The organism is Streptomyces sp. NPDC045998, assembly GCF_056430285.1.
Genome location: NZ_JBWKLJ010000002.1, coordinates 257,886 through 284,740, shown reverse-complemented (window position 1 = coordinate 284,740; position 26,855 = coordinate 257,886). Strand labels below are relative to the sequence as shown.

At 72.0% G+C, this 26,855-nt stretch carries 23 protein-coding genes; 12 read left to right on the top strand and 11 right to left on the bottom strand.

Annotated features, from left to right (window positions below; all coding sequences use genetic code 11):
* Window positions 1–43: 43 nt before the first annotated feature.
* Entirely contained in the window at window positions 44–1,576 is a 1,533-nt protein-coding gene (locus tag AC07FJ_RS06225) for a M1 family metallopeptidase (RefSeq protein ID WP_479045841.1), read from the top strand.
* A 53-nt stretch (window positions 1,577–1,629) separates the two neighbouring features.
* Here AC07FJ_RS06225 and AC07FJ_RS06220 read toward each other — a convergent pair whose 3' ends face one another.
* On the bottom strand, window positions 1,630–2,262 hold the full coding sequence (locus AC07FJ_RS06220) for a DUF6368 family protein (RefSeq protein ID WP_479045839.1): 633 nt from the start codon (window positions 2,260–2,262) through the stop codon (window positions 1,630–1,632).
* Window positions 2,263–2,419: 157 nt separating this feature from the next.
* Between AC07FJ_RS06220 and AC07FJ_RS06215 the strand changes: the two genes are divergently transcribed.
* Window positions 2,420–3,481: a LacI family DNA-binding transcriptional regulator gene (locus AC07FJ_RS06215; protein WP_479046909.1), complete on the top strand. Its 1,062-nt coding sequence runs from the start codon at window positions 2,420–2,422 to the stop codon at window positions 3,479–3,481.
* On the opposite strand, the gene AC07FJ_RS06210 is transcribed toward AC07FJ_RS06215, so the two are convergent.
* Entirely contained in the window at window positions 3,482–6,253 is a 2,772-nt protein-coding gene (locus AC07FJ_RS06210; protein ID WP_479045836.1) for a glycosyl hydrolase, read from the bottom strand.
* A 246-nt stretch (window positions 6,254–6,499) separates the two neighbouring features.
* Here AC07FJ_RS06210 and AC07FJ_RS06205 point away from each other — a divergent pair, with 246 nt between their 5' ends.
* The 4 genes from AC07FJ_RS06205 to AC07FJ_RS06190 all read left to right on the top strand — a co-directional run bounded on the left by AC07FJ_RS06205 (window position 6,500) and on the right by AC07FJ_RS06190 (window position 11,733).
* The gene (locus tag AC07FJ_RS06205; RefSeq protein WP_479045834.1) at window positions 6,500–7,795 is read left to right on the top strand and encodes an ABC transporter substrate-binding protein; all 1,296 of its coding nucleotides are present in this window, start codon (window positions 6,500–6,502) and stop codon (window positions 7,793–7,795) included.
* Between the two features lie 729 nt (window positions 7,796–8,524).
* Window positions 8,525–9,463, top strand: a complete 939-nt coding sequence (locus AC07FJ_RS06200) for a carbohydrate ABC transporter permease (protein WP_479045832.1) — start codon at window positions 8,525–8,527, stop codon at window positions 9,461–9,463.
* Complete coding sequence (locus AC07FJ_RS06195; protein ID WP_479045829.1) at window positions 9,460–10,302, top strand: carbohydrate ABC transporter permease; 843 nt, start codon at window positions 9,460–9,462, stop codon at window positions 10,300–10,302. The genes AC07FJ_RS06200 and AC07FJ_RS06195 overlap by 4 nt, the downstream gene beginning before the upstream one ends.
* Window positions 10,303–10,338: 36 nt before the next feature.
* Window positions 10,339–11,733, top strand: coding sequence for a GH1 family beta-glucosidase (locus AC07FJ_RS06190; RefSeq protein ID WP_479045827.1), 1,395 nt, complete (start codon window positions 10,339–10,341; stop codon window positions 11,731–11,733).
* Here the strand turns inward: AC07FJ_RS06190 and AC07FJ_RS06185 are convergent.
* Both AC07FJ_RS06185 and AC07FJ_RS06180 read right to left on the bottom strand, forming a co-directional pair.
* A complete protein-coding gene (locus AC07FJ_RS06185; protein WP_479045825.1) occupies window positions 11,705–12,574 on the bottom strand; it encodes an oxygenase MpaB family protein in 870 nt (289 codons plus the stop codon). The genes AC07FJ_RS06190 and AC07FJ_RS06185 overlap by 29 nt on opposite strands.
* A 163-nt stretch (window positions 12,575–12,737) precedes the next feature.
* Window positions 12,738–13,247, bottom strand: a complete 510-nt coding sequence (locus AC07FJ_RS06180; RefSeq protein ID WP_479045823.1) for a F0F1 ATP synthase subunit B family protein — start codon at window positions 13,245–13,247, stop codon at window positions 12,738–12,740.
* 148 nt (window positions 13,248–13,395) lie between these two features.
* Between AC07FJ_RS06180 and AC07FJ_RS06175 the strand changes: the two genes are divergently transcribed.
* The 5 genes from AC07FJ_RS06175 to AC07FJ_RS06155 all read left to right on the top strand — a co-directional run bounded on the left by AC07FJ_RS06175 (window position 13,396) and on the right by AC07FJ_RS06155 (window position 18,403).
* Window positions 13,396–14,343, top strand: coding sequence for a GlxA family transcriptional regulator (locus AC07FJ_RS06175; RefSeq protein ID WP_479045821.1), 948 nt, complete (start codon window positions 13,396–13,398; stop codon window positions 14,341–14,343).
* Between the two features lie 171 nt (window positions 14,344–14,514).
* On the top strand, window positions 14,515–15,264 hold the full coding sequence (locus tag AC07FJ_RS06170) for a DJ-1/PfpI family protein (protein ID WP_479045819.1): 750 nt from the start codon (window positions 14,515–14,517) through the stop codon (window positions 15,262–15,264).
* A 138-nt stretch (window positions 15,265–15,402) separates the two neighbouring features.
* Entirely contained in the window at window positions 15,403–16,173 is a 771-nt protein-coding gene (locus tag AC07FJ_RS06165; protein ID WP_479045817.1) for a DJ-1/PfpI family protein, read from the top strand.
* Between the two features lie 152 nt (window positions 16,174–16,325).
* Window positions 16,326–17,300, top strand: a complete 975-nt coding sequence (sph, locus tag AC07FJ_RS06160; RefSeq protein WP_479046906.1) for a sphingomyelin phosphodiesterase — start codon at window positions 16,326–16,328, stop codon at window positions 17,298–17,300.
* A 113-nt stretch (window positions 17,301–17,413) separates the two neighbouring features.
* Window positions 17,414–18,403, top strand: a complete 990-nt coding sequence (locus AC07FJ_RS06155) for a cation diffusion facilitator family transporter (RefSeq protein ID WP_479045814.1) — start codon at window positions 17,414–17,416, stop codon at window positions 18,401–18,403.
* Window positions 18,404–18,771: 368 nt separating this feature from the next.
* On the opposite strand, the gene AC07FJ_RS06150 is transcribed toward AC07FJ_RS06155, so the two are convergent.
* Window positions 18,772–19,260 carry a macro domain-containing protein gene (locus tag AC07FJ_RS06150; RefSeq protein ID WP_479046905.1) on the bottom strand — a complete coding sequence of 163 codons (489 nt, stop codon included), beginning with the start codon at window positions 19,258–19,260 and terminating at the stop codon, window positions 18,772–18,774.
* Window positions 19,261–19,316: 56 nt separating this feature from the next.
* A complete protein-coding gene (locus tag AC07FJ_RS06145; RefSeq protein WP_479045812.1) occupies window positions 19,317–19,886 on the bottom strand; it encodes a DUF3885 domain-containing protein in 570 nt (189 codons plus the stop codon).
* An 87-nt stretch (window positions 19,887–19,973) separates the two neighbouring features.
* Between AC07FJ_RS06145 and AC07FJ_RS06140 the strand changes: the two genes are divergently transcribed.
* Window positions 19,974–20,714, top strand: a complete 741-nt coding sequence (locus AC07FJ_RS06140) for a MerR family transcriptional regulator (protein WP_479045810.1) — start codon at window positions 19,974–19,976, stop codon at window positions 20,712–20,714.
* Between the two features lie 15 nt (window positions 20,715–20,729).
* Here the strand turns inward: AC07FJ_RS06140 and AC07FJ_RS06135 are convergent, their stop codons facing one another.
* From AC07FJ_RS06135 to AC07FJ_RS06115, 5 genes are all read right to left on the bottom strand, one after another.
* A complete protein-coding gene (locus AC07FJ_RS06135) occupies window positions 20,730–21,398 on the bottom strand; it encodes a response regulator transcription factor (RefSeq protein WP_479045807.1) in 669 nt (222 codons plus the stop codon).
* Between the two features lie 12 nt (window positions 21,399–21,410).
* On the bottom strand, window positions 21,411–22,469 hold the full coding sequence (locus AC07FJ_RS06130; RefSeq protein WP_479045804.1) for a sensor histidine kinase: 1,059 nt from the start codon (window positions 22,467–22,469) through the stop codon (window positions 21,411–21,413).
* Window positions 22,470–22,510: 41 nt separating this feature from the next.
* Window positions 22,511–23,149, bottom strand: coding sequence for a DUF998 domain-containing protein (locus AC07FJ_RS06125; protein WP_479045802.1), 639 nt, complete (start codon window positions 23,147–23,149; stop codon window positions 22,511–22,513).
* A 280-nt stretch (window positions 23,150–23,429) separates the two neighbouring features.
* On the bottom strand, window positions 23,430–25,601 hold the full coding sequence (locus AC07FJ_RS06120) for a 3-hydroxyacyl-CoA dehydrogenase NAD-binding domain-containing protein (RefSeq protein WP_479045799.1): 2,172 nt from the start codon (window positions 25,599–25,601) through the stop codon (window positions 23,430–23,432).
* 34 nt (window positions 25,602–25,635) lie between these two features.
* The gene (locus AC07FJ_RS06115; protein ID WP_479045796.1) at window positions 25,636–26,853 is read right to left on the bottom strand and encodes an acetyl-CoA C-acetyltransferase; all 1,218 of its coding nucleotides are present in this window, start codon (window positions 26,851–26,853) and stop codon (window positions 25,636–25,638) included.
* Window positions 26,854–26,855 lie beyond the last annotated feature (2 nt).

Sequence of the window (26,855 nt, the reverse complement as noted above, 5' to 3'; positions counted from 1 at the left end):
ACCTTCAGAAGATCTTATGGTCCTACGACTTGGAGAGCCTGACGTGCACCGCAGACTGATCGTCCCGAGCGCACTCGTGGTCTCGCTGATGCTGGCGATCCCGGCATCGGCCGCCGACTACGCACCCGGAGCCGCCGGAATCGGCGACCCGTACTACCCGGCCAGCGGCAACGGCGGGTACGACGTGTCGCACTACGACCTGCGCCTGAAGTACCAGCCGAAGACCGACCTGCTGGAGGGCACGGCGACGATCCTCGCCACCACCAAGCAGAACCTGTCCCGCTTCAACCTGGACCTGGGGCTCAAGGCCAGCGAGGTGCGGGTGAACGGCACCCGGGCGAAGTTCGCCGCGACCGGCGACCACGAGCTGGAGATCACCCCGGCCACGCCGCTGGAGAAGGGCCGGGCGATCTCGGTCGTCGTACGGTACGCGGGCAAGCCGTCCGAGCTGAAGATCGGCGGCTGGACGGCCTGGCACCGTACGCCGGACGGCGGTGTCGCCGCGCAGGAACCGGATTCGGCCGTGTGGTGGTTCCCCTCCAACGACCACCCGCTGGACAAGGCGACGTACGACATCTCGGTCTCCGTCCCGGACGGTACGCAGGCCATCTCCAACGGCGTCCTGCAGTCGCAGTCCTCCCGGCTCGGCTGGACGCGCTTCAACTGGCGCTCCAACAAGCCGCAGGCCACCTACCTCGCCACGCTCGCCGTCGGCAAGTTCGACATCACGACGGACAAGACGGACAAGGGGCTGCCCGTCCTCAACGCGTACAGCAAGGACCTCGGCGACAACGCGGGCGCGGCGCGCGCCAGCATCGAGCGCACGAAGGAGGTCGCCGAGTGGCTGGAGGAGGTCTTCGGGCCGTACCCCTTCAACGCGCTCGGCGGGTACGTGCCGAACGTGACGAGCGGGTACGCGCTGGAGACGCAGACCCGGCCGTTCTACAGCCCCCGGCAGTTCGCGAACGGCGCGAACGTCTCGGTGGTCGTGCACGAGCTGGCGCACCAGTGGTACGGCGACAGCGTGTCGGTGGACGGCTGGAAGGACATCTGGGTCAACGAGGGCTTCGCCCGCTACAGCCAGTGGCTCTGGTCGGAGAAGGAGGGCGAGGGCACGGCGCAGGAGCTGGCGGACTACGTGTACGCCACGCGCGCGGCCGACGACCCGTTCTGGACGGTGAAGCCGGGTGACCCGGGTCCGGACAAGCAGTTCGACATCGCCGTGTACGACCGGGGCGCGCTCGCGCTCCAGGCGCTGCGCAACGAGATAGGCGACGAGGACTTCTTCGCCATCCTCAAGGGCTGGCCGACCGAGCGGGCGTACGGCAACGCCAAGGTGGGCGACTTCGTCGCGTACGCCGAACGCATCTCGGGCAAGCCGCTCTCCGGGCTCTTCGACACCTGGCTGTACCAGCCGTCGAAGCCGGAGGCGCCGACGGCGGCCGAGTCGGGGATCGCCGCGCGCTCGCGGGCGGCGACGGCCCCGTCGGCGGCGCCCGCGCAGCCGAAGTCGTGGAAGAAGATCGCCGCGACGAACACGGTCCACGAGCACGACGACCACGGGCACGACCACTGAGGTGACCCAAGCCGCCGCCTCCACCCGGCGTGGGGGCGGCGGCCGCCGGCCGGCTACTTGAGCAGCCGGAAACCTGGCTGCCCGGCCCAGGCCCGCAGGAACTCCGCGCTGCCCAGCGCCGTCCCGTCGTCCTCCGTGATCCCCAGCACTCCCGGCAGGCCCGCGACGATCCCCGCCTGCCCGTCCAGCAGCTCCGCCTTGGCCACGCCCCCGATGACGTCCATGACGGCGGCGGTCAGCAGGGCTGCGGCCACATGGTCGATCCCGCCGTTGCAGCAGGCGCTGACATTGACGGCATGGGTCGGCTTGAAGCCGAGAACGGCCTCCACCTCGGGCTCGTCCTCATGCTCGGCCTCGAAGAGGCTCTCGTCCCCGGCACCCGGCCCCATCAGGTACACCAGGAAAGGCCGACGCCAGTCCTCGCGCCACGGATTGAAGCCGACCTGAGCCGTCAGCTTCTCGTCCCTCACCGTTTCGCCGGTGAGGGAAAGCGGGAACGGCTTGCGCCAGTCCTTGTCCCGCGTGTCCTCGACACCCAGCCGCTCAGCGGGCACATGGACGTCGAAAGACCCGGGCCGCAGCTCCGTGAAGCCGCAGGAGAGCGCCACCATCAACGCGCGGAACTCCCCGAGCACCTCCGGTGGTAGGGGCGCGGCCAACTCGATCACCAGCGTCGGACCTGACATGCGGGGAGCCTAAGGGCTGTCTTCCGCATCTCGCCGGGCTCGCGATGGATGAGAGCGCTCTCAGAAGGAGTCGTGACCGGTTACCCTGCTCCTGTGCGCGCACGACGTCCGCGCACACCCGGTCCGCCCGCGACGCCGAGGAGCTCGCTTGCCCGCCCTGCCCGCACCGCCCGATCCCGCCCCCGGGTCCCGCCCCACGCTGGAAGCCGTCGCCGCCCGCGCCGGGGTCTCGCGGGCGACGGTCTCGCGTGTCGTGAACGGCGGTACGGGGGTGCGCGGGCCGCTGGTGGAGAAGGTGCGCCGGGCGGTCGAGGAGCTGGGGTACATCCCCAACCACGCCGCCCGCACCCTGGTGACCCGGCGCAACGGCGCGGTCGCGGTGATCATCGCGGAGCCGGAGTTCCGGGTCTTCTCCGACCCGTTCTTCGAGCAGCAGGTGCGCGGCATCAGCCGCGAGCTGACCGCGCACGACGCGCAGCTGGTGCTGCTGTGGGTGGAGGGCCCGGGCGACTACGACCGGATCGGCCGCTACCTCGGCGGCGGCCACGTCGACGGAGCGCTCGCCTTCTCGGTGCACGACGACGACGAGCTGCCCGCGATCATCCGGCGCGTCCAGGTGCCGGCGGTCTTCGGCGGCCGGCCGGGCTGGCCGGGCGCGACCGGAAGCCTCGCCGTGCCGTACGTCGACGTGGACAACCGCGGCGGCGCCCGCGAGGCCGTGCGGCACCTGCTCGCCCTGGGCCGCGAACGCGTCGCCCACATCGCCGGCCCCCGCGACCAGACCTCCGCGACGGACCGGCTCGACGGGTACCGGGACGTCCTGCTCGACGCCGGACCGGGCCTCATCGCGCAGGGCGACTTCACGGAGGAGAGCGGGGCCCGGGCGATGGCGGAGCTGCTGGAGCGGCGGCCGGACCTGGACGCGGTGTTCGCCGCGAACGACCTGATGGCGTCGGGGGCCCTGCGCGTGCTGCGCGAGCGCGGGGTGCGGGTGCCCGAGGACGTGGCGCTGGTGGGCTTCGACGACATGAGGTCCATCGCGGAGGCGACCGATCCGCCGCTGACGACGGTCCGTCAGGACATCGAGGGCATGGGCCGGCTCATGGTCCGGCTGCTGATGCGCGTGCTGGGCGGGCAGGAAGGGGCCGAGCCCGGGGCGAGCAGCGCCCCGGGCTCGGTGATCATGCCGACGGAACTGGTCCGCCGGGCCTCGGCCTGACTACGCGTACGGGATGACGAGCACGGACCGGTCCGTACCGGTCTGGAGCTTGGCGGTGCCGTTGCCGATGGCGTGCCACACCTCCAGGCGGACGGTGCCGCCCCGGAGGTCGCCCAGGGTGCCGGTCGCCGACTTCAGGCCGCGCCCCTGGCCGTACTCCTCCCAGCCGGCCACCGGGTCGGTGGCGAAGTAGTGGTACGTCTCCGTCCGGTCGAAGGTGCCGTCGCCCGTGAGGTCGTAGCTGACCCGCGCCTGCTGGCCGAGGCCGACCGTGGTGCCCGCGTCCACCTGGAGGCGGAAGGCGGTGGCACCGCCGGGCTTCAGGGTGCCGTTGACGCCCTTCGCCTCGTACACGAGCGGCTGGTGAGGGGTGCCGTCGTGGTTGGCGCCGCCCGCCGAGGCGATGGTGTCGCTGCCGGCCGTGCCGTTCGTGGCGGTCGTCAGGGCGCCGCCGGTGCGCAGCTGGAAGGTGTCGCCCGTGGAGGGGCCGGGCCCGGGATCGGTGCCTCCGGTTCCGGTGCCGGTGGCCGTCGAACGGGCCGGGACGGTGAGCTTCGCGCCGTCGGAGAACGTCACGGTGCGGGCGGTGGAGCCGTGGTTGTGCGCCGCGTAGGTCCGTACGGTGCCCTTGGTGAAGACCGCCGACGTCGGGATGTCACCGGTGACGGTGGCGTCGGGGGCGCCGAGCGCGTCCAGCGTGGCGATCCAGTGGTACGTGTGGGCCTTGGACTCCCCCGCCTCCGGGGTGTACGCGGCGTGGCCGGAGTCCCACTTCGCCTTGGCGGCGGCGGGGTCGGCGAGGGCCTGGAACTCCCAGAGGATGTCGCGCCATTCGACGGCCGGTCCGCCGTTCTCGCGTTCCATCTCGGCGAGGTTGCGCCGGATCGCGGCCTTCTCGCCGCCGAGGTGCAGGGAGCCGCCGGTCACGGGCAGGACGTTGATGCCGTGGATCTCCTCGGGGTTGGCGGTCCACCAGGTCGCGTAGGCGGCGCCGCTGCCCCACACCATGCCGGCCGTGTCGTGGGCGAAGGAGGCGGGGAAGACCTGCTGGTCGGCGTCGAACCAGTACTGCGTGATCGCCTCGGACTCCGTCGTCAGCAGGTACACGCCCAGGTCGCGCAGGGCGGTGTCCCCGGTGGCCGCGCCCCACAGCACCAGGCCGGCGCTGAGGTTGGTGGACTCCGACGAGGACTCCTGGTTGTTGCCGGCGGCGAAGCCCTGGTGACCGGAGGCCCAGCTGTGCCCGGCGTACACGTCGAAGCCGCGCAGGAAGGGGAAGGCGGTGTCGGTGCGGCTGGGGTTCGCGGCGTCGCGCACGAGCGTCTTCACCATGCCGCCCCACGCGGAGTCGGCGGCCCAGCCGGGGTCGTACTGGGCGACGATCGCCGCCGCGTAGACGTAGTACGAGTAGTGGAAGTGGTGGTCGTTGAGCTCGGTGTCACTGCCGTACGAGGCGGGGTAGCCGGTCAGCGTCTTCCACGTCCGGTCGTACGAGAACTCGTTGCCGCCGCCCACGGTGAACCAGTCCTGGAGGCGGCCCTTGATGAGGCCGAGCAGCCTGTCGCGCACGGCGGTGTCGCCGGTCTGCTCGGCGAGCGGCACGAGCTGGGCGAGGCGGCCGAGGGCCTTGCCGGTCCAGTACGTGTCGGTGGCGCCCTGCAGCGGGTCGGGGGCGTTCACGACCTCGTTCAGGTAGCCGCGCAGCCGGGCCGCGTCGACGCCGGACGCCTTCGGCAGGCCCGGCAGCACGGCGGCGGCCCGCTGGCTGGTGGTGAAGGACGTCGCCTCGCGGACCTTCATGGTGCCGCGCGGTGAGATGTACGTGTACGGGGTCAGCGCGTCCGTGGTGTTGAGCCACTGGTGGCGGTAGAGGGCCTGCAGGGTCCCGGTCTCGGTGCCCTCCTGCGGCTGGGTGGTGAGGCTGTACGTGGCTCTGACCGTGCCCGCGCCGTGGCTCCAGGCGACCTGGGAGCCGGTCACGAAGCTGAAGGCGTACTTCCGGTAGGTGGCGAGCGCGTCGGTGGAGGGCAGGACGGCGAGCGAGAAGTAGTCCTTGCCGCCGAGGGCCGCCGTGAGCGTGGAGCCCGAGACGGTCCAGTCGGTGCCGGTGGGGGCGAACAGGGCGTAGTGGTGGCCGGCGACGGTGATGCCGAGGACGTTGCCCTGGTCGGCGAAGACGGTGGGGGCGGTGGCGGTGGTGACGCGGGCGCTGCCGCCGGTGCCCTTGGCGTAGACGAAGGGCAGGCCGTGGCCGATGGTCGTACGCAGCGTGCGGGCGCCGTCGGACCAGTAGGGGGTGACGGTCCAGTCGGACCACGCGTCGGCCTTGGTGTCGGGCGAGTTGAGCCCCGTCAGACCGAGGGTGAGGTCGCGCTTGTGGGCGTACTCGTACTGGCGGCCGTCGCCGACGATGGCGGGGGCCGTGGGGTAGCCGATGTCCAGGCCGGCGGCGGTGGCCTGGTAGGTGAGGGGGTGGCCGTACATCGGGGTGGACCAGGGGTTGTCCCCGTAGCGCTGGAAGGCGAGCGAGGACCACCAGTCATTGGTGGGGACGGGTCTTCCCTGGGCGGCGGGCGTGACCTTTGGGGTGACCGGGGTGCCGGTGTTGGTGGTGGGGCCGGAGGTGCCGGCGGGGCGGGTGTCGGAGTAACCGCCCGCGCCGACGGGGACGGTGGCGGCGGCGGCCGGGGCGGCGGTGGGACCGGCGAGGCCGAGGGTGGCCAGGGTGGTGGCCACGAGAACTGCGGCTGATCGGGTGCGCGGGGATGGCATGGACAGCACCTCGAGGGGGTGGGGGATCGAGCGTTGAGAGCGCTCTCATATGGCGAGGAACGTAAAACTCCTGAAAGGGACTGTCAATACACGGGACATAGGAGGGAGTTGACGGGACCGCGCTGCTGTTACGTGTTCGAGTCTTGACGGCACGGGGGCGTACGGGGGACGCTCCGACCCAGTTGTTTGAGAGCGCTCTCAGCTCTCCGCGCCGTCCCGCTCCCCCGAAGCCAAGGGAGGCTTCCCATGCCCATCGCCCGAGCCGCCAGAAGGGCCGCCGTCCGTCTCGGCGCGGTCGCGCTCACCGGGGCCCTGCTCGCCGGTTGCGGAGCCGGCGCCTCGGACGAGGCGTCCGACGGCCGGGTCACGCTGACCGTCGACCTCTTCGGCTCCTTCGGCTACAAGGAGGCCGGGCTCTACGCCGAGTACGAGAAGCTGCACCCCGGCATCACGATCAAGCAGACCGACACCGAGGACGAGCAGGACTACTGGAAGTCCCTCCAGACCCGGCTCGCGGGCGGCGGCGGCCTCGCCGACGTCCAGGGCATCGAGGTCGGGCGCATCGCCTCCGTCACCCAGCAGCAGGCCGACAAGTTCGAGGACCTCAAGAAGTACGGGGCGGACAAGCTCAAGGGGCAGTTCGCCGAGGCGAAGTGGTCGGCGGCGACCACCAAGGACGGGCGCGTGCTCGGGCTCGGCACCGACGTGGGACCCGAGGCGATGTGCTACCGCACGGACCTCTTCAAGCAGGCCGGCCTGCCCACGGACCGCACCGAGCTGGCCGCGCGGTGGTCCACCTGGGACGGGTACCTGGAGCTGGGCAAGCAGTACAAGGCGAAGGCCCCCGGCAAGAGCGCGTGGCTCGACAGCGTGGGCAGCCTCTTCACCATCATGATCGGGCAGGAGGAGGAGCGGTACTACAACGCCTCCGGCGAGCTCGTCTACGACAGGAACCCCGCCGTCAAGGCCGCGTGGGACACCGCGGCCGAGGCGGCCGAGGCGGGCCTGAGCGCCAAGCTCGACCAGTGGTCGCCGCAGTGGAACCAGGCCTTCGCGGCCGGGTCCTTCGCCACGATCCCGTGCCCCGCGTGGATGCTCGGCTACATCAAGGGCCAGGCCGGCGACGCCGGGCGCGGCAAGTGGGACATCGCCAAGCTGCCGGGCGGCGCGGGGAACTGGGGCGGCTCGTACCTGTCCGTGCCGCGCGCGGCGAAGCACAAGAAGGAGGCGTACGAGCTGATCCAGTGGCTCACCGCGCCGGAGCAGCAGGCCAAGCTCTTCCGCGCACAGGGCAACTTCCCGTCCTCGACGGGCGCCATCGCGAAGATCGCGGACGCCACGGACCCGTACTTCTCGGGCGCGCCCATCGGCCGGATCTTCGGCGAGGCGGCGAAGGCGGCGCCGGTGCAGGTGCTGGGGGTGCACGACAAGAACGTCGCGGACCAGATCACGAACGCGCTGAGCGAGGTCGAGCGCAAGGGCACGCCACCCGACGAGGCCTGGTCCACCGCGAGGAAGGGCGTCGCGAACGCGACGGGCTGAGCCTTCCGGGGCGAGGGCGCGCGTGGGCGGCTCGGCCTCTCGGGGGTCCGGTTTCCCGTGCCCGGCGGGCACCCACGCAGGGGCCTGGCCCTGCCGGGGGTGCGGTTCCGCGCCGCGCTGGGCACCCGCGTGGGCGGCTCGGCCTCTCGGGGGTCCGATCCCGTGCCCGGCGGGCACCCGCGTGGGCGGCTGCCGCCGGTGGGGCGCGGGGCGGGACCCCTCCGGGCTCGACTCTCCCCCAGAGGGGGCACCCCCACGACGTCGGCGGCCTTGGCCTCTACGGACGCGGAACGGTCTCGGCGCCGCCAACGTCTGCGGGGACGACCCTGCACGGCCCCACCCCGAGGGCGAATGCCGTCCGCGGGCCGGTGGCCGCTGACGCCCGTTACGCGGGACCGCGGCCCCTGTGCGGACCGCGGTCGCAACGACGCCCACCAGGGGCGATGCGCACCGGCGGCGGGAACGACCGACCACGTGAGGGGGCCGGGGGTGGAGCGTGGGGGGTGCTCGGGCGTAAAACGACTGAACTCGCGCGAAGCGCGGTGAACGAGAGCCCGAGTACCTCCCACCGGAGCCCCCGGCCCCCGACCGCGCCCACCGGGCAGCAAGCCCCACGCAGAGGCCCGCACCCGCCCAAGGACAGCACGCACCGCGCACCGGAAACCCACCGGGCAGCAAGCATCGCGCAGCGCAAGCCGCCGCGCGCCGAACTTCGAAGGGCCCCGTACCGTGACCCTCCACGCACCACCCGCCGCCGCGCGCGGCGCGACGTACCGGCGCCTCTGGCGGGCGGCCTCGCCGTACGCGTACATCGCGCCGTTCTTCACCCTCTTCGCCGCCTTCGGGCTCTTCCCCCTCCTCTACACCGCCTTCGTCTCGCTCTACCGCGTCGAACTCCAAACCCCCGGTGACATGCAGTGGCGCGGCCTCGCCAACTACACCGCGCTCTTCACCGACGACTTCTTCTGGCTCTCGCTGCGCAACACCTTCACCATCGGCGTGCTGTCGACGGTCCCGCAGCTGGTGATGGCGCTAGGCCTGGCGCACCTGCTGAACTACAAACTCCGTGGCCGGACGTTCTTCCGGACGGCGATGCTGCTGCCGTACGCGACGTCCGTCGCCGCCGCGACGCTGGTGTTCGCGCAGCTCTTCGGGCGGGACTTCGGCCTGGTGAACCACCTGCTGGGCGTGGTCGGGTTCGGCCCGGTGGACTGGCAGACCGGTACCGTCGCCTCGCAGGTCGCGGTGTCGACGATCGTCATCTGGCGGTGGACCGGCTACAACGCCCTGATCTACCTCGCGGGCATGCAGTCCATCCCGACCGAGCTGTACGAGGCCGCGGAGATGGACGGCGCGTCGCGCTGGCGGCAGTTCGTGCACGTCACGCTGCCGGGCCTGCGGCCGACGATCGTGTTCACCGTGGTGGTGTCGACGATCGGGGCGACGCAGCTCTTCGGGGAGCCGCTGCTCTTCGAGGGCAGCGTGTCGGGCGGTATCTCGCACCAGTACCAGACGCTCGGTCTGTACCTGTACGAGCAGGGCTGGGGCTTCTTCCACCTGGGCCGGGCGGCCGCGGTCGCCTGGGTGATGTTCCTGCTGATCCTGGTCCTCGTCGGGGTCAACGCCCTGGTCGTTCGCCGCCGCGCCCGCAAGGAGGCCGTCCGATGAGCGTGAAGCGACGCGCGGGGCGCACGCTCCACGGGGGGAGGGTCGCGTACGCGATCCTGATCGCCGCCGTGCTGGTCTCCGCCTTCCCGTTCTACTGGACGATCGTCGCCGCGAGCCGCTCGAACGCGGATCTGGCGCAGGTGCCGCCGTCACTGCTCCCCGGCCCGAACCTGATGAGGAACGTCGAGGCGGTGCTGGAGGAGGCGGACATCGGCACGGCCCTGCTCAACTCCCTGATCGTGTCGGGTTCGATCACCGTCGGCACGGTGCTGTGCTGCACGCTCGCCGGCTTCGCCTTCGCCAAGCTGCGCTTCCGCGGCAAGGGGGCGCTGCTGGCGGTGACGGTGGGCACGATGATGATTCCGCCCCAACTGGGCGTGATCCCGCTGTTCATGCTGATCGCGAAGCTGGAGTGGGTGAACCAGCTGCAGTCCGTGATCCTGCCGGGGCTGGTGTCGGCGTTCGGGGTGTTCTTCATGCGCCAGTTCCTGGTGCAGTCCCTGCCGGACGAGTTGATCGAGGCGGCGCGGGTGGACGGCGCGTCGAACGCGCGGATCTTCTGGTCGATCGTGGTGCCGGTGGCGCGGCCCGGGATGGCGGTGCTGGGCATGCTGACGTTCATGGCGGCCTGGAACGACTTCTTCTGGCCGATCGTGGCGCTGTCCTCCCAGAACCCGACCGTGCAGGTCGCGCTGCGCCAGCTGGGCGGCGGTTACGTACACGACCAGTCCGTGATCATGGCGGGCACCCTGCTCGGCACCCTCCCCGTGCTCCTTGTCTTCGGCCTGCTGGGCCGCCAGATCGTCGGCGGCATCATGCAGGGCGCCGTCAAGGGCTGACCCTTCCTTTCCCCTCCACCTTTCGTTGGGAGTCTCATGACCGAGCTCAGCTTCCCGGCCGGCTTCCGCTGGGGCACGGCCACGGCCGCGTACCAGATCGAGGGCGCCGCCGACGAGGACGGCCGGACGCCATCCATCTGGGACACCTTCAGCCGTACGCCGGGCAACGTGCGCAACGGCGACACCGGTGACATCGCCGCCGACCACTACCACCGGATGCGCGAGGACGTCGCGCTGATGAAGGACCTGGGGGTGACGGACTACCGGTTCTCGGTGGCGTGGCCGCGTGTGCAGCCGACGGGGCGGGGGCCCGCGGCCCAGAAGGGTCTGGACTTCTACCGGCGGCTGGTGGACGAGTTGCGGGCGGCGGACATCCGGCCGGTGGCCACGCTCTACCACTGGGACCTTCCGCAGGAGCTGGAAACCGCTGACATCAGCGGCTCCGCCACGGGGGGCGGCTGGCCGCAGCGGGAGACGGCGGAACGGTTCGCCGACTACGCCGCGCTGGTGGCGGGCGCGCTGGGCGACCGGGTCGCCACCTGGACGACGCTGAACGAGCCGTGGTGCGCGGCGTTCCTCGGGTACGCCTCGGGGGTGCACGCGCCGGGCCGCACGGAGCCGGTCGCGTCGCTGCGCGCGGCACACCACCTGAACCTGGCGCACGGGCTCGCGGTGCGGGCCCTGCGGGCCTCGCTCCCGGCGTCGGCGGAGGTGTCGCTGACGCTGAACCTCCACGCGGTGAGGGCGCTTTCGGACTCGGACGCCGACCAGGACGCGGCGCGGCGGGTGGACGCGCTGGGCAACCGGCTCTTCCTGGACCCGGTGTTCCACGGGCGGCTGCCGGCGGACCTGGTGGCGGACACGGCCGGGCTGACGGACTGGGCGTTCGTACGGGACGGGGACCTGGAGGTGACGTCCGCGCCGGTCGACTCACTGGGGATCAACTACTACTCCCCCACGGTCGTCGGGGCGGGGACGTGCGACGCGCCGTCGCCCTGGCCGGGCGCGGAGGCCCACGTCCGCTTCGTACCGGCGCCGGGGCCGCGTACCGCGATGGACTGGCCGGTGGACGCCGACGGACTGTACGAGCTGCTGGTACGGCTGCGGGACGAGCTGCCCTCCGTACCGTTGTTGGTGACGGAGAACGGCGCGGCGTACGACGACTGCGCCGACCCGTCGGGCGACGTCCACGACCCCGAGCGGGTGGCGTACCTGCACGCGCACCTCGCGGCGGTGCACCGGGCGCTGGCGGACGGGGTGGACGTGCGCGGCTACTTCCTGTGGTCGCTGCTGGACAACTTCGAGTGGGCGTACGGCTACGGCAAACGGTTCGGCATCGTGCACGTGGACTTCGCGTCCCAGCGGCGTACGCCGAAGGACAGCGCGCGGTGGTACGCGGACGTCATCGCGCGGGGCGGGCTGCCGAGCTGAGACGGTGCCGTCGGCGGGCCTCACGCGCCAGCGGGAGGTAGCGCAACCGCTCGGGCAGGACAGGGACCACGGCTCGTACGACCCGGCCGAAGCGGCGCAGCGCGCGCTCCTGCGCGTCCGTCCACTCCAGGCCGAGCGCGGCGCGCGCGTCGGGCGGCATGAAGCCGATGGTGACGAAGCGGCGGAAGCGGGTGAGGGGCGGGAGCAGCACCGGCCACAGGGCGCGCAGGAGGAGCCGCGTCGGGAGCGGTCCACGGTCGGGCGGGGGCACCGGGCTGTCGGTGGCGACCAGCTCCCGGACGACGACGGTGGCCTCGATCTCCTCGGCGAGGATCTTGCGGTAGTACGGCCAGAAGTCCTCGATCGTCTGCGGCATGTCGCGGTCGTGGAGGCCGAGTATCCGGCCGACCTGGAGCCACTCGGCGTACAGCCGCCGCTCCTGCGCCTCGGTCATGGGGCGCACGAGGTAGCGGTAGGCGTGGTGGAAGACGGGGAAGCCGGTGGCGTGGACCCAGGCGTAGTTCGCCGGGGTGAGGGCGTGGTAGCGGCGGCCGCGGGTGTCGGTGCCCTGGATGGTCTTGTGGAGCCGCCGGAGCCTGCGGCCCTCCTCGGCGGCGGCCTCGCCCCCGTACACCCACAGCTGGAGCGAGCGCAGGGAGCGTTCGCCGCGGCCCCAGGGATCGGTGCGGAAGACGGAGTGCTCGTCGACGCCGGCGCCGACGGCGGGGTGGGCGACCTGGAGGGTGAGCGCGGCGGGCAGCATGAGCAGGCCGCGGATGTCGCCCGCGAGGGTCCACAGCACGCCGCCGGGGGGTGGCGGTGGCGGGTCTGCTGCTGCCATGGCAGACGTGCTCCTCGGTGCGGTTCCGGGGCCCGGGGTGGGCCCCGCTACCAGTATCGATCACCGAGGGTGGGCGGCGGAGGCGGGGGCGTGGGGGCCGGTGCCAGTGCCGGCGCCGGTGCCCCCGGCTCGGGCCAGGGGCTTCGGGCCTGAGGGCCCGGGGTCAGCGGCGGTCGGCGGGGCGGGCGGGGACGGGTTCGCCGATGATCCGCTCGGCGAGGGTGCGTGCCCATGCCTCCACGTCGTCGCTGAGGCGGGACTCGGCGGCGGCGCGTTCCTCCGCGATGCGGGTGTGCCCGGCGGCGAGGATCCGTTCGCGTTCGCGCGCCCCCTCCTCGCGGGCGGCGGCGAGGGCAGCCGCGCCCTGCTCGTGCGCCTCGGCGCGGATGCGGGCGGCGTCGTGCCGCGCCGAGGCGAGCTCGGCCTCGTACTGCGCACGGAGCTGGGCGGCCTGCTCGCGCAGTTCCTCGGCGCGGTCGGTACCGCCCTCGATGGCGTCCTGGCGCTGCTGCAGGGTGCGGTTGATCCGGGGCAGGATCACCGTGGCCATGATGAGGAAGGTGGCGCCGAAGAACACGACACCGATGAGGAGTTCGGCCCACACGGGGTTGAGCGGTCCGAGATCGAAGGGGAACACCTCGGTGTTCCGGGCAAGAGTCACCGTCGAGTCCATGTCCGGATCCTACCGACTCATCTCGATCCGTCCCCACCGGGCGGGGCGGGACACGAGCAGTGTGGACGGGAGTTGACGCGGCGGCCGCGCGTCGGTGGGAGCAGCCCGGTCGGGGCGGGGTGAAGCGCCCGGCGTACCGTGCGGCCCCATGCATGTGGTTGCCGTACTCGCTCTTGACGGGGTGTCAGCGTTCGACCTGACCATCCCCTGCCAGGTGTTCGCCTTCGCGCGCAGGCCCGACGGAACGCCCGCGTACGAGATCAGGGTCTGCGCGGACCGCGCCGTCACCACGCGGGCGGGTGAAGCGGAACCCTTCCGCCTCACCGCGCCGTACGGGCTGGCGGACGCCCGCGGCGCGGACACCCTCATCGTGCCGGGCATCGCCGCCGACCAGGCGCCGCATCCGCGGGTGGTCCGGCTGCTGAGGGAGGCGGCGGCCTCGGGAGCACGCATAGCCTCCATCTGCACGGGCGCCTTCGTCCTGGCCCGGGCCGGGCTGCTCGAAGGGCGCCGGGCGACGACGCACTGGCGCTTCGCCGACGACCTCGCCGCGCGGTTCCCCGAGGTGACGGTGGACCCGTCCGTGCTGTTCGTCGACGACGAGGACGTCCTGACCTCCGCGGGCATCGCCGCCGGCCTCGACCTGTGCCTGCACATCGTGCGCCGGGACCAGGGTGCGGCGGTCGCCGCCGACGTGGCCCGCATGATCGTCATGGCTCCGCAACGGGAGGGTGGTCAGGCCCAGTTCATCGAGCATCGGGAGCCCGGAACCGACACGGACGACCTCGGCGGGACGCTGCGGTGGATGCGCGACAACCTGCACCGGCCGCTGGCGATCGCCGACATCGCCGCCCAGGCCGCGATGAGCAGGCGCAGTCTGGCGCGGCGCTTCCGGGCGCAGACCGGGACGACCCCTTTGCGGTGGCTGCTCGCACACCGCGTGCAGCGGGCCCGGGAACTGCTGGAGACCACCGACGTACCGATCGGCCGGATCGCGGAGAGCACCGGTTTCGGGTCCATCGAGGCTCTCCGGCACCACTTCACCCGGCAGGTGGGCACGACCCCGAAGGCGTACCGCGCGAGCTTCCGGGTGTGAGGCTTCCGGTGGCGAGGGGCGCGCGTGCGCGCCGTGGCCGCATCTTGCGCCACATGGGCACCCAGGCCACTGTCCCCTCGCGTCCTCCGTCGGAAGACTGGGCCCGTCGTCGCACCTCAGGGGCCGCATGCGGTGTCCCCCGGGGTGCTTCCCACTCTTTCTGGAGGATCCATGCACAGGCGCGATCTGCTGCGTTCGAGCGCCGCCGCCGCGGTCGGCATCGGGGCCGTCGGCTCCGGCCTCGCGGGCGCCGGCCCCGCGGCGGCCGGCTCACCGGCGGGCCCGGGCCGCCGGCGTCGCGAGCCCCTGCGCGTACACACGGTGCTGTACGACGGCGTGGAGGAGCAGGACTTCGCGGGACCGGTCGAGGTCTTCGGCATCGTCGGGGACCGGGGTCCGGTCGAGCAGACCTTCGTCACGGCGGACGGACCGCGGACGGTCGTCACCACCGCGGGCATGGAGATCGTCTGCCGGGCGCGCTGGTCGCCGTCCTCGGCCGACCTGATCGTCGTGCCGGGCGGCGGGTACGGTCCGGGGTCCGGCCTGCAGAAGGAGATCGACCGCGGCAGGCTGCCCAAGGCACTCGCGGAGGCCCGGCGGCCGGGGCTGGTCCTCGCGGCCGTGTGCAGCGGGACGATGCTGCTCTCCGCCGCCGGCATCACCAAGGGCCGGCCCTGCACCACCCACCACATCGCCAAGGACGACCTCCGCGCTCAGGGCGCGCAGGTGGTCGGCGGGCGGGTCGTCGACGACGGCGACCTGGTGACCTGCGGGGGCGTCACCTCGGGCATCGACCTCGGGCTCTGGCTCGTCGAACGGTTCTACGGCCACGAGACGGCCGTCTTCGCCGAGGAGGTGCTCGAGTACGAGCGTCGCGGCACCGTGTGGCGCTCCCGGCACCGGGCCCCCGAGCGGGCGTGAGCCTTCCGCCGCCCTCGGAGCCGTCAGCCATCAGCCGTCAGCCGTCAGCCACCAGGCATCAGCCATCAGCCGTCAGGTCCGAGCACCGCGGCCGAACCACCTGTCCACCGACCCGCCCCACACTCCTGGGAGACCTGCATGAACCGCCGTGACCTGCTCCGTGCCTCGACCGCGGTCGGCGCCACGACCCTGGCCATGGGTGCGGCGGCCGCCGCACCCGCCTCCGCCGCCGCGCCTTCCGCGTCGGCCGCTCCGAAGCCGCCCGCCGCCGGAAGCGTCGGGCCCCTGCGCGTGCACATCGTCCTGTACGAGGGTGTCGAGGAGCTCGACTTCATCGCGCCCTACGAGGTCTTCTCCGCCGCCGCCTTCTTCACCGACCGGCCGGTCGAGGTCGGGTACGTCAGCGTCACCGGGAGCGCGACCACGGCCGTCAGGGCCGCGTACGGCACGGAGGTCCACCGCGTTCGCCCCTGGGCACCGCACCGGGCGGACCTGCTGGTCGTGCCGGGCGGCGGGTACGCCCGCAGGGACAGCCCCGGCGTCTGGGCCGAGATCCAGCGCGGCACGCTGCCGAGGGCCCTGGCCGCAGCGGCGCGCCCCGGCCTCACCATCAGCGCGCTGTGTACGGGGACGATGCTGCTGTCGGCGGCCGGTCTGACCCGGAACCGGCCCTGCACCACCCACCACAGGGCACGGCAGGACCTCCAGGACCAGGGCGGCGTGGTGAAGAACGCCCGGGTCGTCGACGACGGTGACCTCGTGACGGCCGGCGGCGTCACGTCCGGCCTGGACCTGGCCCTCTGGCTCGTACGCCGGGAGCTGGGTCCGGACGCAGCGACCGGTCTGGAGGCCATGCTCGAGTACGAGGCGCGCGGCACGGTGTGGACGTCGCCCGCCGCGGGGCGCTGAGGAGCCGCGCCCTTTCGCTCACGTGTCGGGAAAGGTCCATCCAATGGCTACCGGAAAGTAACCGCAGATGATGTGATGTGCGGCGCCACGTCCAACCCCCCCTCACTTCTCAGGAGTTCGTCGTGCCGCGTTCTCTGGTCCGCCGTTCCCTCATCCGCCGCTCCCTGTCCGCCGCGGTGCCCGTGGCGCTCGCCGCCGCCACGCTGGCCGCCACCGGCCCGTCGGCCTCCGCCGCGTCCGCCGCCGGAACGCCGAGCCTCAAGGTCCTCTCGTACAACGCGTTCCTCTTCAGCAAGACCCTCTACCCGAACTGGGGCCAGGACCACCGCGCGGCGGAGATCCCCAAGACGGGCTTCTACCAGGGCAATGACGTCGTCGTGCTCCAGGAGGCGTTCGACAACGGCGCCTCCGACGCGCTCCTGCGCAACTCCGCCGCTCAGTACCCGTACCAGACGCCGGTGATGGGGCGCGGCAAGGACGGCTGGGACGCCACCAGCGGCGCGTACTCGGCGACGACGCCGGAGGACGGCGGGGTCACCGTGCTCAGCAAGTGGCCGATCGTGCGCAAGGAGCAGTACGTCTACAAGGACGCGTGCGGGGCGGACTGGTACTCCAACAAGGGCTTCGTCTACGCGGTGCTGAACGTGAACGGCGCGCGCGTGCATGTGGTGGGCACGCACGCCCAGTCGACGGACCCGGGCTGCTCGGCGGGCGAGGCGGCGCAGGTGCGCAGCCGCCAGTTCAAGGCGATGGACGCCTTCCTGGACGCGAAGAACATCCCGGCGTCCGAGCAGGTGCTGGTGGCCGGCGACTTCAACGTCGACTCGCACAGCGCCGAGTACGCCGCGATGCTCGGTGACGCGGGGCTGGCGGGCGCGGACGCGCGCACGGGGCACCCGTACTCCTTCGACACCGAGCAGAACTCGATCGCCGCGGAGCGCTACCCCGACGACCCGCGCGAGGACCTGGACTACGTCCTGCACCGCGCCGGTCACGCGCGGCCCGCCGGCTGGACCAACGAAGTGATCAAGGAGCAGAGCGCGCCCTGGACGGTGTCGAGCTGGGGCACGCGGTACACGTACACGAACCTGTCCGACCACTATCCGGTCGTGGCGTCCGGCCGATAGCGGACCAGGGCCCGCGAGTGGCCGACGGCTCGCAGTCGCGACCGCTTTGCAGCTGGTCGGAGGGCGTATCACCGTAGTGGCTGCAGGGCTGTTGAGCTGCCATGGTGGTGTCCATGACGGGCCACGGACACCACCACCGCCATCATCACCACCCTCACGAGCGGATCGACGCCGCGCTGGAAGGGTCGACGGAGGGGCTGCGCACCCTGTGGTTCTCCTTCGGGGTGCTGGCCGCGACGACCGTCGCCCAGGCGGTCGTCGCCGTCCTGTCGGGTTCGGTGGCGCTGCTCGGTGACACCGTGCACAACGCGACGGACGCGCTGACGGCACTGCCCCTCGCGCTCGCCTTCGTGCTGGGCCGCCGGGGCGCCACGCGCCGCTATACGTACGGCTTCGGGCGCGCCGAGGACCTGGCGGGTGTGTTCGTGGTGCTCGTGATCGCGGCGTCGGCGGTGTTCGCCGGGTACGAGGCGGTGAGGCGGCTGCTGGAGCCGCAGCCGGTCAGCCATCTGCCGGCGGTCGCGGCGGCCGGGCTGGTGGGCTTCGCGGGCAACGAGTGGGTGGCGCGCGCCCGCATCCGTACGGGCAGGCGCATCGGGTCGGCCGCACTGGTCGCCGACGGGCTGCACGCCCGGACGGACGGGTTCACCTCACTGGCCGTGCTGCTGGGCGCGGGCGGCGCGGCGGTGGGGTGGCGGTGGGCGGACCCGTTGATCGGGCTCGCCATCACGGCCGCGATCCTGCTGGTGCTGCGGGGCGCGGCGCGGGAGGTCTGGCACCGGCTGATGGACGCGGTGGACCCGGCCTTGGTGGACCGTGCGGAGCATGTGCTCTCCCATGTCGAGGGCGTGCGGGGCGCGGGAGCCGTGCGCATGCGGTGGCTGGGCCATGCGCTGCGCGCCGAGACGTCCGTGGTGGTCGACCCGTCGCTGACGGTCGTCCAGGCGCACGCGGTGGCGGTAGCGGCGGAGCACGCCTTGTTGCACGCCGTGCCGCGCCTGACCGCGGTGACCGTCCACGTGGACCACGGCCACGCGGCGGACGCGGACCCGCATGAAGCGCTGACGCACCACTTCCCGGCCGTGGGCGGCCGGAGCGCGTAGCCGCCCCGGCCGCCGGCGAGCGCCGGGGACGGGAATGCGCGACGACGCGCCATGACGGGCCACGAAAGGCAGATGGCCATCGAGGGCGCCCGCCCGCTCAACGAAGAGGGCGGCGGGCCGACGTGCAGCGCTGGTACATCCTCCCTTGCGGCAACGGCTGCTGGACCATCGTCCCGTTGCTCCGTCCCAGGCCCGCCGCGTTCGACCTCCGGCCGCGTACAGGCTCCGCCACCGAAGCCGGCCCGGCAGCGGCGCGTCCGCCTACGGGCGGGCGCGCCGACGGCTCGGCGGAGCCGACGCCCGCCGCCGGGACCGGACGCGGGCGGACGGATGCGTCCGGACTGCCGACCGCACCAACTGGCGCGGGCTCAGCCGGCGTGGTCGTACACGGTCACCGGTATGCCTCGCGCCACGAGCCGCTCGGCTATCAGCGGCTCCACCCGGGTCCACTTCCCACCCGCCAGCCCGCAGCCGATCCTCGGCATGTGCACCGAGGCGCCGAGGTCGGCGGCCTTGGCGCCGAGCTTGTCCAGTGCGGTGTCGATCGCCTCGTACCGCACGGGCACCCCCTTGCTGCCCGTGCGGATCCCCCGCTGCCCCACCATGTTCGCCACCCACAGATACGGCCCCACCTGGACGTACTGAACGGCCCCCAGACCGAAGTCATTACGGGCCCGCTCCCTGTGCCAGCGCCGGTAGGCGGCCTCCGGCTCCGGCCAGCGCCGCGAGAGGGCGAGGACGAAGCCCTTGCCCCAGCCGCCCAGGTCGTTGCAGACATGCGCGATGATCTTGACGCCCTTGCCCACCGGCGTGGTGGCGTCCCCCTGTACGTACGAAACCCGCGCGGTTTCCGTCATCCCCGTCATGCGAACCACCGTACGAGACGCCACTGACAATTGCGGCGGCGTGCTCCTCAGAGGCCGACCGGGTGATCGGAAAGCCAGTCGGCGTGCCGGTCGCGAAGCCTGTCCCGCTCCGCAGGAGTGGTGAGCAGGACATCAGCACCACCGTCGTAGGGGTGGTAGACGCGTTCCATGCCGGTGTCGGTGATGAGGACATCGGCCACCTCGTCGTCGGCGACCTGGCGCAACAGGCCGTCGATGCACCCTCGCCGCCAGGGGCGGCGTTCCGTGAAGAGGTGGGAGTGGATACGGAAGTCCGGATCGGGGTCGTCCTCCGCCAACAAGGACTGCCAATAGCCCGCCTCGGGTGCGTGCGGGGGGACAGTGGGGCCGTTCGTCCATACCGCGCGGATCACGTACACATCCGCCCCCGCGAACAGCTCGTCCAGCACGGTGTTGTGGCGCTCCAGGACGGTCGTGTACTCGCTCTCGTCCTCGGGGTAGCGCTGGGAGCCCGGCAGACTGTGGAAGCGCACCCACACCGTCGCATGTGCACCACGGAGCAGGTGTCCCACCGGACCGCAGCCGGGCCAACGCCGCCGCCACAGCTCCGTCAGCGCGGCCCGTTCGCTGTCCGGCATCGCGGATCCCTACTTTCACATCATTGGTGAGACAGCAATACTGTTTCACCGAAGCATCGCACGCCGCACCACTGGAAGTGAGGCCCCATGGCGACCGAGACCGAGGAGCCCCGGCAGCAGCCGACGCTCACCGTCGACGAGCTGGCGGCCCGGGCGGGAGTCACCGTGCGCACCGTGCGGTTCTACAGCACGCGCGGGCTGCTGCCACCCCCGGTGATCGGGCCGCGCCGGGTGGGGCTCTACGGTCCCGAGCACCTGTCGCGGCTGGCGCTCATCGAGGAGTTGCAGCACCAGGGGATGACGCTGGCCGCCATCGAACGGTACCTGGAGCAGCTGCCTCCGGACCTCAGCGCCCACGATCTGGCCATCCACCGGGCGCTCGTGGCGACCTGGGCGCCCGACGCGCCGGAGGAACTGTCGCGGGCGGAGCTGGAGCGGCGGGCGGGCCGGGCACTGTCGGAGGAGGACCTCGCGCGGCTGACCGCGATGGACGTTCTGGCGCGGACGGAGGACCCGGAGACCTACCGGGTGGACGCCGGGCTGCTGCGACTCGGGTGGCAGCTGCTGGACGTGCCGATCGCGCACGAGACGATCCTGGCCGCGCGTACGGTCCTGCTGGAGCACACCCGTTCGGCGGCGCAGGAGCTGACGCGGCTGTTCCGGGACGAGGTGTGGAACCCGTACCGACAGCGCGAGTCGGATCCGGAGCACCTGGCCGCGATGAAGTCGCTGTCCGCCCATATGCAGCCGCTGGTGGTGCAGGCGCTGGTCACGGCGTTCCAGCGCTCGCTGAAGGAGGAGCTGCGCGCCGCCTTCCGAGCGGAGTGACGGGGGCGGGGGGCATCAGGGCCACGGTGTTCGCCCGTTGGCGGCGCCGCCGACCAGCCCTTGCTCGTAGGCGAGGATGACCAGTTGTACACGGTCCCGTACGCCCAGCTTGGTGATGGCCCGGGAAACATGGGTCTTCACGGTGAGCGGACTGATCACCAGCCTGGCGGCGATCTCGTCATTGGACAGGCCTTCCGCCACCAGCCTGACGACATCGCTTTCGCGTGCCGTCAGCGCGGCCAGTGTCGCGGCCGCGCGGGGGCGGTGCGCGAAGCGCTCGATGACGCGACGGGTGACGCTCGGCGACAGCAGGGAGTCGCCCGCCGCCACGACCTCGACCGCCCGGCGCAGTTCGGCGGGTTCGACGTCCTTGGTGAGAAACCCGCTCGCGCCTACCCGCAGCGCCTCGAAGACGTGCTCGTCGGTGTCGAACGTGGTCAGGATGATCACTCTGGTCGAGGGCAGCTCGGTCACGATGCGGCGGGCGGCCTCGATGCCGTCCATTCCCGGCATCCTGATGTCCATCAACACGACATCAGGCCGCAGCAGGGCAGTCTGCCGCACCGCCTCCTCCCCCGAGGCGGCCTCGCCTACGACGGACAAGACCTTGGCACGGCCGAGCAGGCTGCGGAACCCCGCCCGCACGAGCACCTGATCGTCGGCGAGCAACACACTGATGGTCATGGGCCGAGCCTGTCATGTTGCCGTCAGGGGCAGAACCGTCTGTACGGCAAACCCGGTACCGGCGCCGGTACCGGTGCCGGCGTCGACGCTCAGCGTTCCGCCGAGCACCGTGACGCGTTCGCGCATCCCGGTCAGACCGTGCCCCTCGGTGAATCCCGTAGCCGAGCGCCCGTCGTCGGCGACGGTGACCTTCAGCTCTCGCGACCGGGCGTGCACCTGGATGGTGAGGTGTCCCGCGTCGGAGTGGCGCAGCGTGTTGACCACGGCCTCCTGGATGACGCGGTAGGCGGTGAGCGCCTGTGCGGCAGGGACGGCGGTGGGATCGCCCTCCAGGTTGTAGCGCACCGCCAACCCGGCGGTGCGGGCGTGCTCCACCAGATCGGCGACGGACTCCAATCCGTGCTGTGGGGCCTCGCGGAGTTCGCCCACGAGTGCCTTCAGGTCGCTCATGGCCTGGTTGCGTACGGAGATCGCGGTGCGCAGAGCATCGAGTGCCTCCTCGGGCTCGTCGTCCAGGGCTTCGACGGCGACGTTCAGGTGGACGCCGACGATGGCCAGGGTATGGGCCACCACATCGTGGACCTCGCGGGAGATGCGCAAGCGCTGCTCTGCCAGCCGCGTCTGTTCCAGCTGGACCAGGCGGGCCCGGTGCTCGGCACGCCAGCGGCCGTACTGGCGCCATGCACTCGCCGCGGCCAGCACCAAGGCCAGCCAGAGCAGTTCGACGCCACCTCGGGCAAGGACCTCGGGGGCATCGAGACCCTGCGAGGCCAGGCCGCACACCAGGCTGAACGCCCCAACACCGGCAGACCAGCCCGGGCGACTGAGCGCGGCGGTGAACAGCGCGGCGGACAGGGGCCAGATCCAGCCACCCTCGAACAGGCCGACGGTCTGCCAGCCGACAAGTGCGGTGGCGGACAGGACGAGTACGAGCAGGGGGCGATGCCTGCGCGCCGACAGCAGTCCGCCCAGGATCAGCGCGAGTGCGAACGTACCGTGCCACGATAGGGGTGCGCCCATCGCGGCGGGGCCTGCGGCGACACCCACGGCGGTCAGCAGCGCCAACGCCATGTCCACCAGTCGCGCCCGCCACCCGCTCCACGGCCGTGAGCTCACTTGCTGATGCCCGTCGTCATCCGGCCCATAGTGCCCGACGTCGAGGGCCGGGGGACCGCCAAGGTGATGGCGGCCAACGCGAGCCAGGTCAGGTTGACGGCGATGACGACGCGCTCGGCCAGTCCCAGCGGGGCGGTGTGGGTGAAGGCCGCCTTGTCCACCATGGCCACGGCGAAGAGCACGAACGCCACTGACGACGCCCACGCGAGCACCGTCAGCCCACGCGTCTTCGACGCCCAGGCAGGCTCGTGTCGCCACACCGCGGTCAGCCGTACGATGGCGACCGCCAGCGCGAGGAATCCCACCCAAGCGGCCGTCCCGTGCACCGCGTCGGCGAGTGAGGGACGGTCCCAGTTGCCCGGCGGGTCGGCGGGGAAGACAGCCGAGACCAGGACGCATCCCGCCCAGAAGTGGAGCAGCCACCCGCCCCATCCACTGCCGGTGGCCTGGACCGCCAGGGCCGCCGACCCCACGGCGGCCGCCAGCAGGCCGACGGTCACCAACCAGCCGTGTGGCAGGTTGACATATCTGCTGATCGTCTCGTCCAGCGGGTCGTACCCCCTGTTGACCGCATCGGACACCACGAAAGCGAGGACGGCGACGGCGAAGCCGGCCAGAGAAATGGTTTTGGGCATGGGCCCAACGGTAGGTTTTCGCTTCCTCCGCAGCATCGTCCCCCGCTTGTCATCCGGGCCTGCGCCATCGGCGTACGTGCGTACTCCCATCGATGTACGGCACGACCGGGATGAGGAGTGCCGGCGGCTTGACTCCCCCGCCTTGACGACGGCACACACCCGCCCCGCCAAAGACGGTCCCCCTGACTCCGGAGCCGTCCCGCCGCCACGGCACCACGCTCGCCGGCATCGGAGCGGCCGGCCCGCTGACCAGCGCGGCCGCCCCGATGGGCCGGGGGGCTCAGTCGCCGAACGTCTCGCCCCGCTCCGCCTTCTCCACCAGCAGCGCCGGCGGCTGGAACCGGTCCCCGTACCGTTCGGCGAGCTCGCGCGCCCGGGCCACGAAGCCGGGCAGGCCGCCCTCGTAGCCGTTGATGTACTGGAGCACGCCGCCGGTCCAGGCCGGGAAGCCGATGCCCATGATGGAGCCGATGTTGGCGTCGGCGACCGACGTCAGCACGCCTTCCTCCAGGCAGCGGACGCTGTCTAGCGCTTCGGAGAAGAGCATCCGCTCCTTCATGTCCTCGAAGGGGACCGCTACCGCGCCGCCGCCGAAGTGCTCGCGCAGACCGGGCCACAGACCCTGCCGCTTGCCGTCCGCGTCGTAGTCGTAGAAGCCCGCGCCGCCGCTGCGGCCGGTGCGGCCGAACTCGTCGACCATCCGGTCGATCACCGCGTCCGCCGGGTGCTCCGGCCAGGTGCCGCCCGCCTCCTCGACCGCCCGCCGGGTCTCGTCCCGGATCTTGCGCGGGAGGGTGAGCGTCAGCTCGTCCATCAGGGAGAGCACCTTCGCCGGGTACCCGGCCTGCGCCGCGGCCTGCTCGACGGAGGCGGGCTCCACGCCCTCGCCGACCATCGCCACGCCCTCGTGGATGAACTGGCCGATGACGCGCGAGGTGAAGAAGCCGCGCGAGTCGTTGACGACGATCGGCGTCTTCTTGATCTGGCGTACGAGGTCGAAGGCGCGCGCCAGCGCCTCGTCGCCCGTCCGCTCGCCCTTGATGATCTCGACGAGCGGCATCTTGTCGACCGGCGAGAAGAAGTGCAGACCGATGAAGTCGGCCGGGCGCTCGACGCCCTCGGCGAGGAGCGTGATCGGCAGGGTGGAGGTGTTGGAGCACAGCAGCGCGTCGGGCTCGACGATGTCCTGGATCTCCTGGAACACCTTGTGCTTGAGCGCCGTGTCCTCGAACACGGCCTCGATGACGGCGTCGCAGCCGGCCAGGTCGGCCGGGTCGGCGGCCGGGGTGATCCGGGCCAGCAGCTCGTCGCGCTTGGCCTCGGTCGTCCTGCCCCGCGCGAGCGCCTTGTCGAGGAGCTTGACGGAGTACCCCTTGCCCTTCTCGGCCGCTTCGAGCGACACGTCCTTGAGGACGACGTCGATGCCGGCCTTGGCGCAGGCGTACGCGATGCCCGCGCCCATCATCCCGGCGCCGAGGACGGCGACCTTGCGGACGGTGCGCGGCTCGACGCCCTGGGGGCGGCTCCGGCCGGCGTTGACCGCCTGGAGGTCGAAGAAGAACGCCTGGATCATGTTCTTGGCGGTCTGCCCGGTGACCAGCTCGGTGAAGTACCGCGCCTCGATGGTCAGGGCGGTCTCGAAGTCCACCTGGGCGCCCTCGACGGCGGCCGCGAGGATGTTGCGCGGCGCCGGGTAGGGGGCGCCGTTGAGCTGCTTCCTCAGGTTGGCCGGGAAGGCGGGGAGGTTGGCGGCGAACTTCGGGTTCGACGGCGTACCGCCCGGGATCTTGTAGCCGGGTACGTCCCAGGGCTGCCGCGACTCCGGGTTCGCGTCGATGAACGCGCGCGCCTTGGCGAGCATCTCCTCCTCGGTGGCGGCCACTTCGTGGACCAGGCCGTTCTCCAGGGCCCGCTGCGGCGGGTACTGGGTGCCCTGGAGCAGCACCTTCAGCAGGGCGTCGGCGATGCCCATGAGCCGCACGGTGCGGGTGACGCCGCCGCCGCCCGGGAGCAGGCCCAGGGTGACCTCGGGCAGGCCGATCTTGGAGCCGGGCGCGTCGAGGGCGATGCGGTGGTGGGAGGCGAGGGCGATCTCGTAACCGCCGCCCAGCGCCGCGCCGTTGATCGCGGCGACGACGGGCTTGCCGAGCGTCTCGATGCGGCGCAGCGCGCTCTTGATCTCGGTGGAGGTGTCGAAGACCCGCTGGGCGTCCTCGGGCCCGGCCTTCATCATGTCCTTGAGGTCGCCGCCCGCGAAGAAGGTCTTCTTGGCAGAGGTCCAGATGATGCCGCGGATCGAGTCCTTCTCGGCCTCCGCGCGCTCGGCGACCGCCGCGATGGAGGCGCGGAAGGCGTGGTTCATGGTGTTGGCGGACTGGTTGGGGTCGTCCAGGACGAGGGTGACGACGCCGGTCTCGTCCTGTTCCCAGCGGATGGTCGTGCTCTCGGTCATGTGCTGCTCTCCGTAAGGGGTGAGGACGGGACGGTCAGACGCGCTCGACGACGGTGGCGATGCCCATGCCGCCGCCGACGCAGAGCGTGGCGAGGCCGTAGCGCTTGTCCTGGCGCTCCAGTTCGTCGACGAGGGTGCCGAGGATCATGGCTCCGGTGGCGCCGAGGGGGTGGCCCAGGGCGATGGCGCCGCCGTTGACGTTGACCTTGTCCAGCGACAGGCCCATGTCCTTGACGAAGCGCAGCACGACCGCGGCGAACGCCTCGTTGATCTCGACCAGGTCGATGTCGTCGATGGTGAGCCCGGCCTTGGCGAGGGCCTTGTGGCTGGCGGGCGCGGGGCCGGTGAGCATGATGGTCGGCTCCGATCCGGAGACCGCCACGGAGACGATGCGCGCGCGGGGCGTCAGCCCGTACCGCTCGCCGACCTCCTTGTTGCCGATGGCGACGAGCGCCGCGCCGTCGACGATGCCGGAGGAGTTGCCGGCGTGGTGGACGTGGTCGATCTTCTCGATCCAGTGGTACTTCTGCAGCGCGACGGCGTCGAAGCCGCCCATGTCCCCGATGGCGGCGAAGGACGGCTTGAGCGAGGCGAGGGAGTCGGCGGTGGTGCCGGGGCGCATGTGCTCGTCGCGGTCGAGGACGACGAGGCCGCTGCGGCGGTCCCTGACCGGGACGACGGACCGCTCGAAGCGGCCCTCCTTCCAGGCGGCCGCCGCCCGCTCCTGCGACAGCGCGGCGTACTCGTCGACGTCGCGCCGCGAGTAGCCCTCGATGGTGGCGATGAGGTCGGCGCCGATGCCCTGCGGGACGAAGTTGGTCTCCACATTGGTCATCGGGTCGTTGAACCAGGCGCCGCCGTCGGAGGCCATGGGCACGCGCGACATCGACTCGACACCGCCCGCCAGGACGAGGTCCTCCCAGCCCGAGCGGACCTTCATCGCCGCCATGTTGACGGCTTCGAGGCCGGAGGCACAGAAGCGGTTCTCCTGGACGCCGGCGACCGTGTCGGGCAGTCCGGCGGCGATGGCCGCGATGCGGGCGATGTCGGAGCCCTGGTCGCCGACCGGGCCGACGACGCCGAGCACGATGTCGTCGACGGCGGCCGGGTCGAGGCCCGGGAAGCGGTCGCGGAGTTCGTGGATGAGTCCGACCACCAGGTCGATGGGCTTGGTGCCGTGCAGGGCGCCACTGGCCTTGCCGCGCCCGCGCGGGGTGCGGATCGCGTCGTAGACGTACGCTTCGGTGCTCACTG

Coding starts and splice junctions, on each gene's coding strand:
- AC07FJ_RS06185 (WP_479045825.1), bottom strand. CDS start 12,574: ATGGCAGCAGCAGACCCGCCACCGCCACCCCCCGGCGGCGTGCTGTGG.
- AC07FJ_RS06170 (WP_479045819.1), top strand. CDS start 14,515: ATGCACAGGCGCGATCTGCTGCGTTCGAGCGCCGCCGCCGCGGTCGGC.
- AC07FJ_RS06135 (WP_479045807.1), bottom strand. CDS start 21,398: ATGACCATCAGTGTGTTGCTCGCCGACGATCAGGTGCTCGTGCGGGCG.
- AC07FJ_RS06140 (WP_479045810.1), top strand. CDS start 19,974: ATGGCGACCGAGACCGAGGAGCCCCGGCAGCAGCCGACGCTCACCGTC.
- AC07FJ_RS06145 (WP_479045812.1), bottom strand. CDS start 19,886: ATGCCGGACAGCGAACGGGCCGCGCTGACGGAGCTGTGGCGGCGGCGT.
- AC07FJ_RS06180 (WP_479045823.1), bottom strand. CDS start 13,247: ATGGACTCGACGGTGACTCTTGCCCGGAACACCGAGGTGTTCCCCTTC.
- AC07FJ_RS06120 (WP_479045799.1), bottom strand. CDS start 25,601: ATGACCGAGAGCACGACCATCCGCTGGGAACAGGACGAGACCGGCGTC.
- AC07FJ_RS06155 (WP_479045814.1), top strand. CDS start 17,414: ATGACGGGCCACGGACACCACCACCGCCATCATCACCACCCTCACGAG.
- AC07FJ_RS06210 (WP_479045836.1), bottom strand. CDS start 6,253: ATGCCATCCCCGCGCACCCGATCAGCCGCAGTTCTCGTGGCCACCACC.
- AC07FJ_RS06125 (WP_479045802.1), bottom strand. CDS start 23,149: ATGCCCAAAACCATTTCTCTGGCCGGCTTCGCCGTCGCCGTCCTCGCT.
- AC07FJ_RS06205 (WP_479045834.1), top strand. CDS start 6,500: ATGCCCATCGCCCGAGCCGCCAGAAGGGCCGCCGTCCGTCTCGGCGCG.
- AC07FJ_RS06150 (WP_479046905.1), bottom strand. CDS start 19,260: ATGACGGAAACCGCGCGGGTTTCGTACGTACAGGGGGACGCCACCACG.
- AC07FJ_RS06220 (WP_479045839.1), bottom strand. CDS start 2,262: ATGTCAGGTCCGACGCTGGTGATCGAGTTGGCCGCGCCCCTACCACCG.
- AC07FJ_RS06175 (WP_479045821.1), top strand. CDS start 13,396: ATGCATGTGGTTGCCGTACTCGCTCTTGACGGGGTGTCAGCGTTCGAC.
- AC07FJ_RS06195 (WP_479045829.1), top strand. CDS start 9,460: ATGAGCGTGAAGCGACGCGCGGGGCGCACGCTCCACGGGGGGAGGGTC.
- AC07FJ_RS06165 (WP_479045817.1), top strand. CDS start 15,403: ATGAACCGCCGTGACCTGCTCCGTGCCTCGACCGCGGTCGGCGCCACG.
- AC07FJ_RS06190 (WP_479045827.1), top strand. CDS start 10,339: ATGACCGAGCTCAGCTTCCCGGCCGGCTTCCGCTGGGGCACGGCCACG.
- AC07FJ_RS06130 (WP_479045804.1), bottom strand. CDS start 22,469: ATGGCGTTGGCGCTGCTGACCGCCGTGGGTGTCGCCGCAGGCCCCGCC.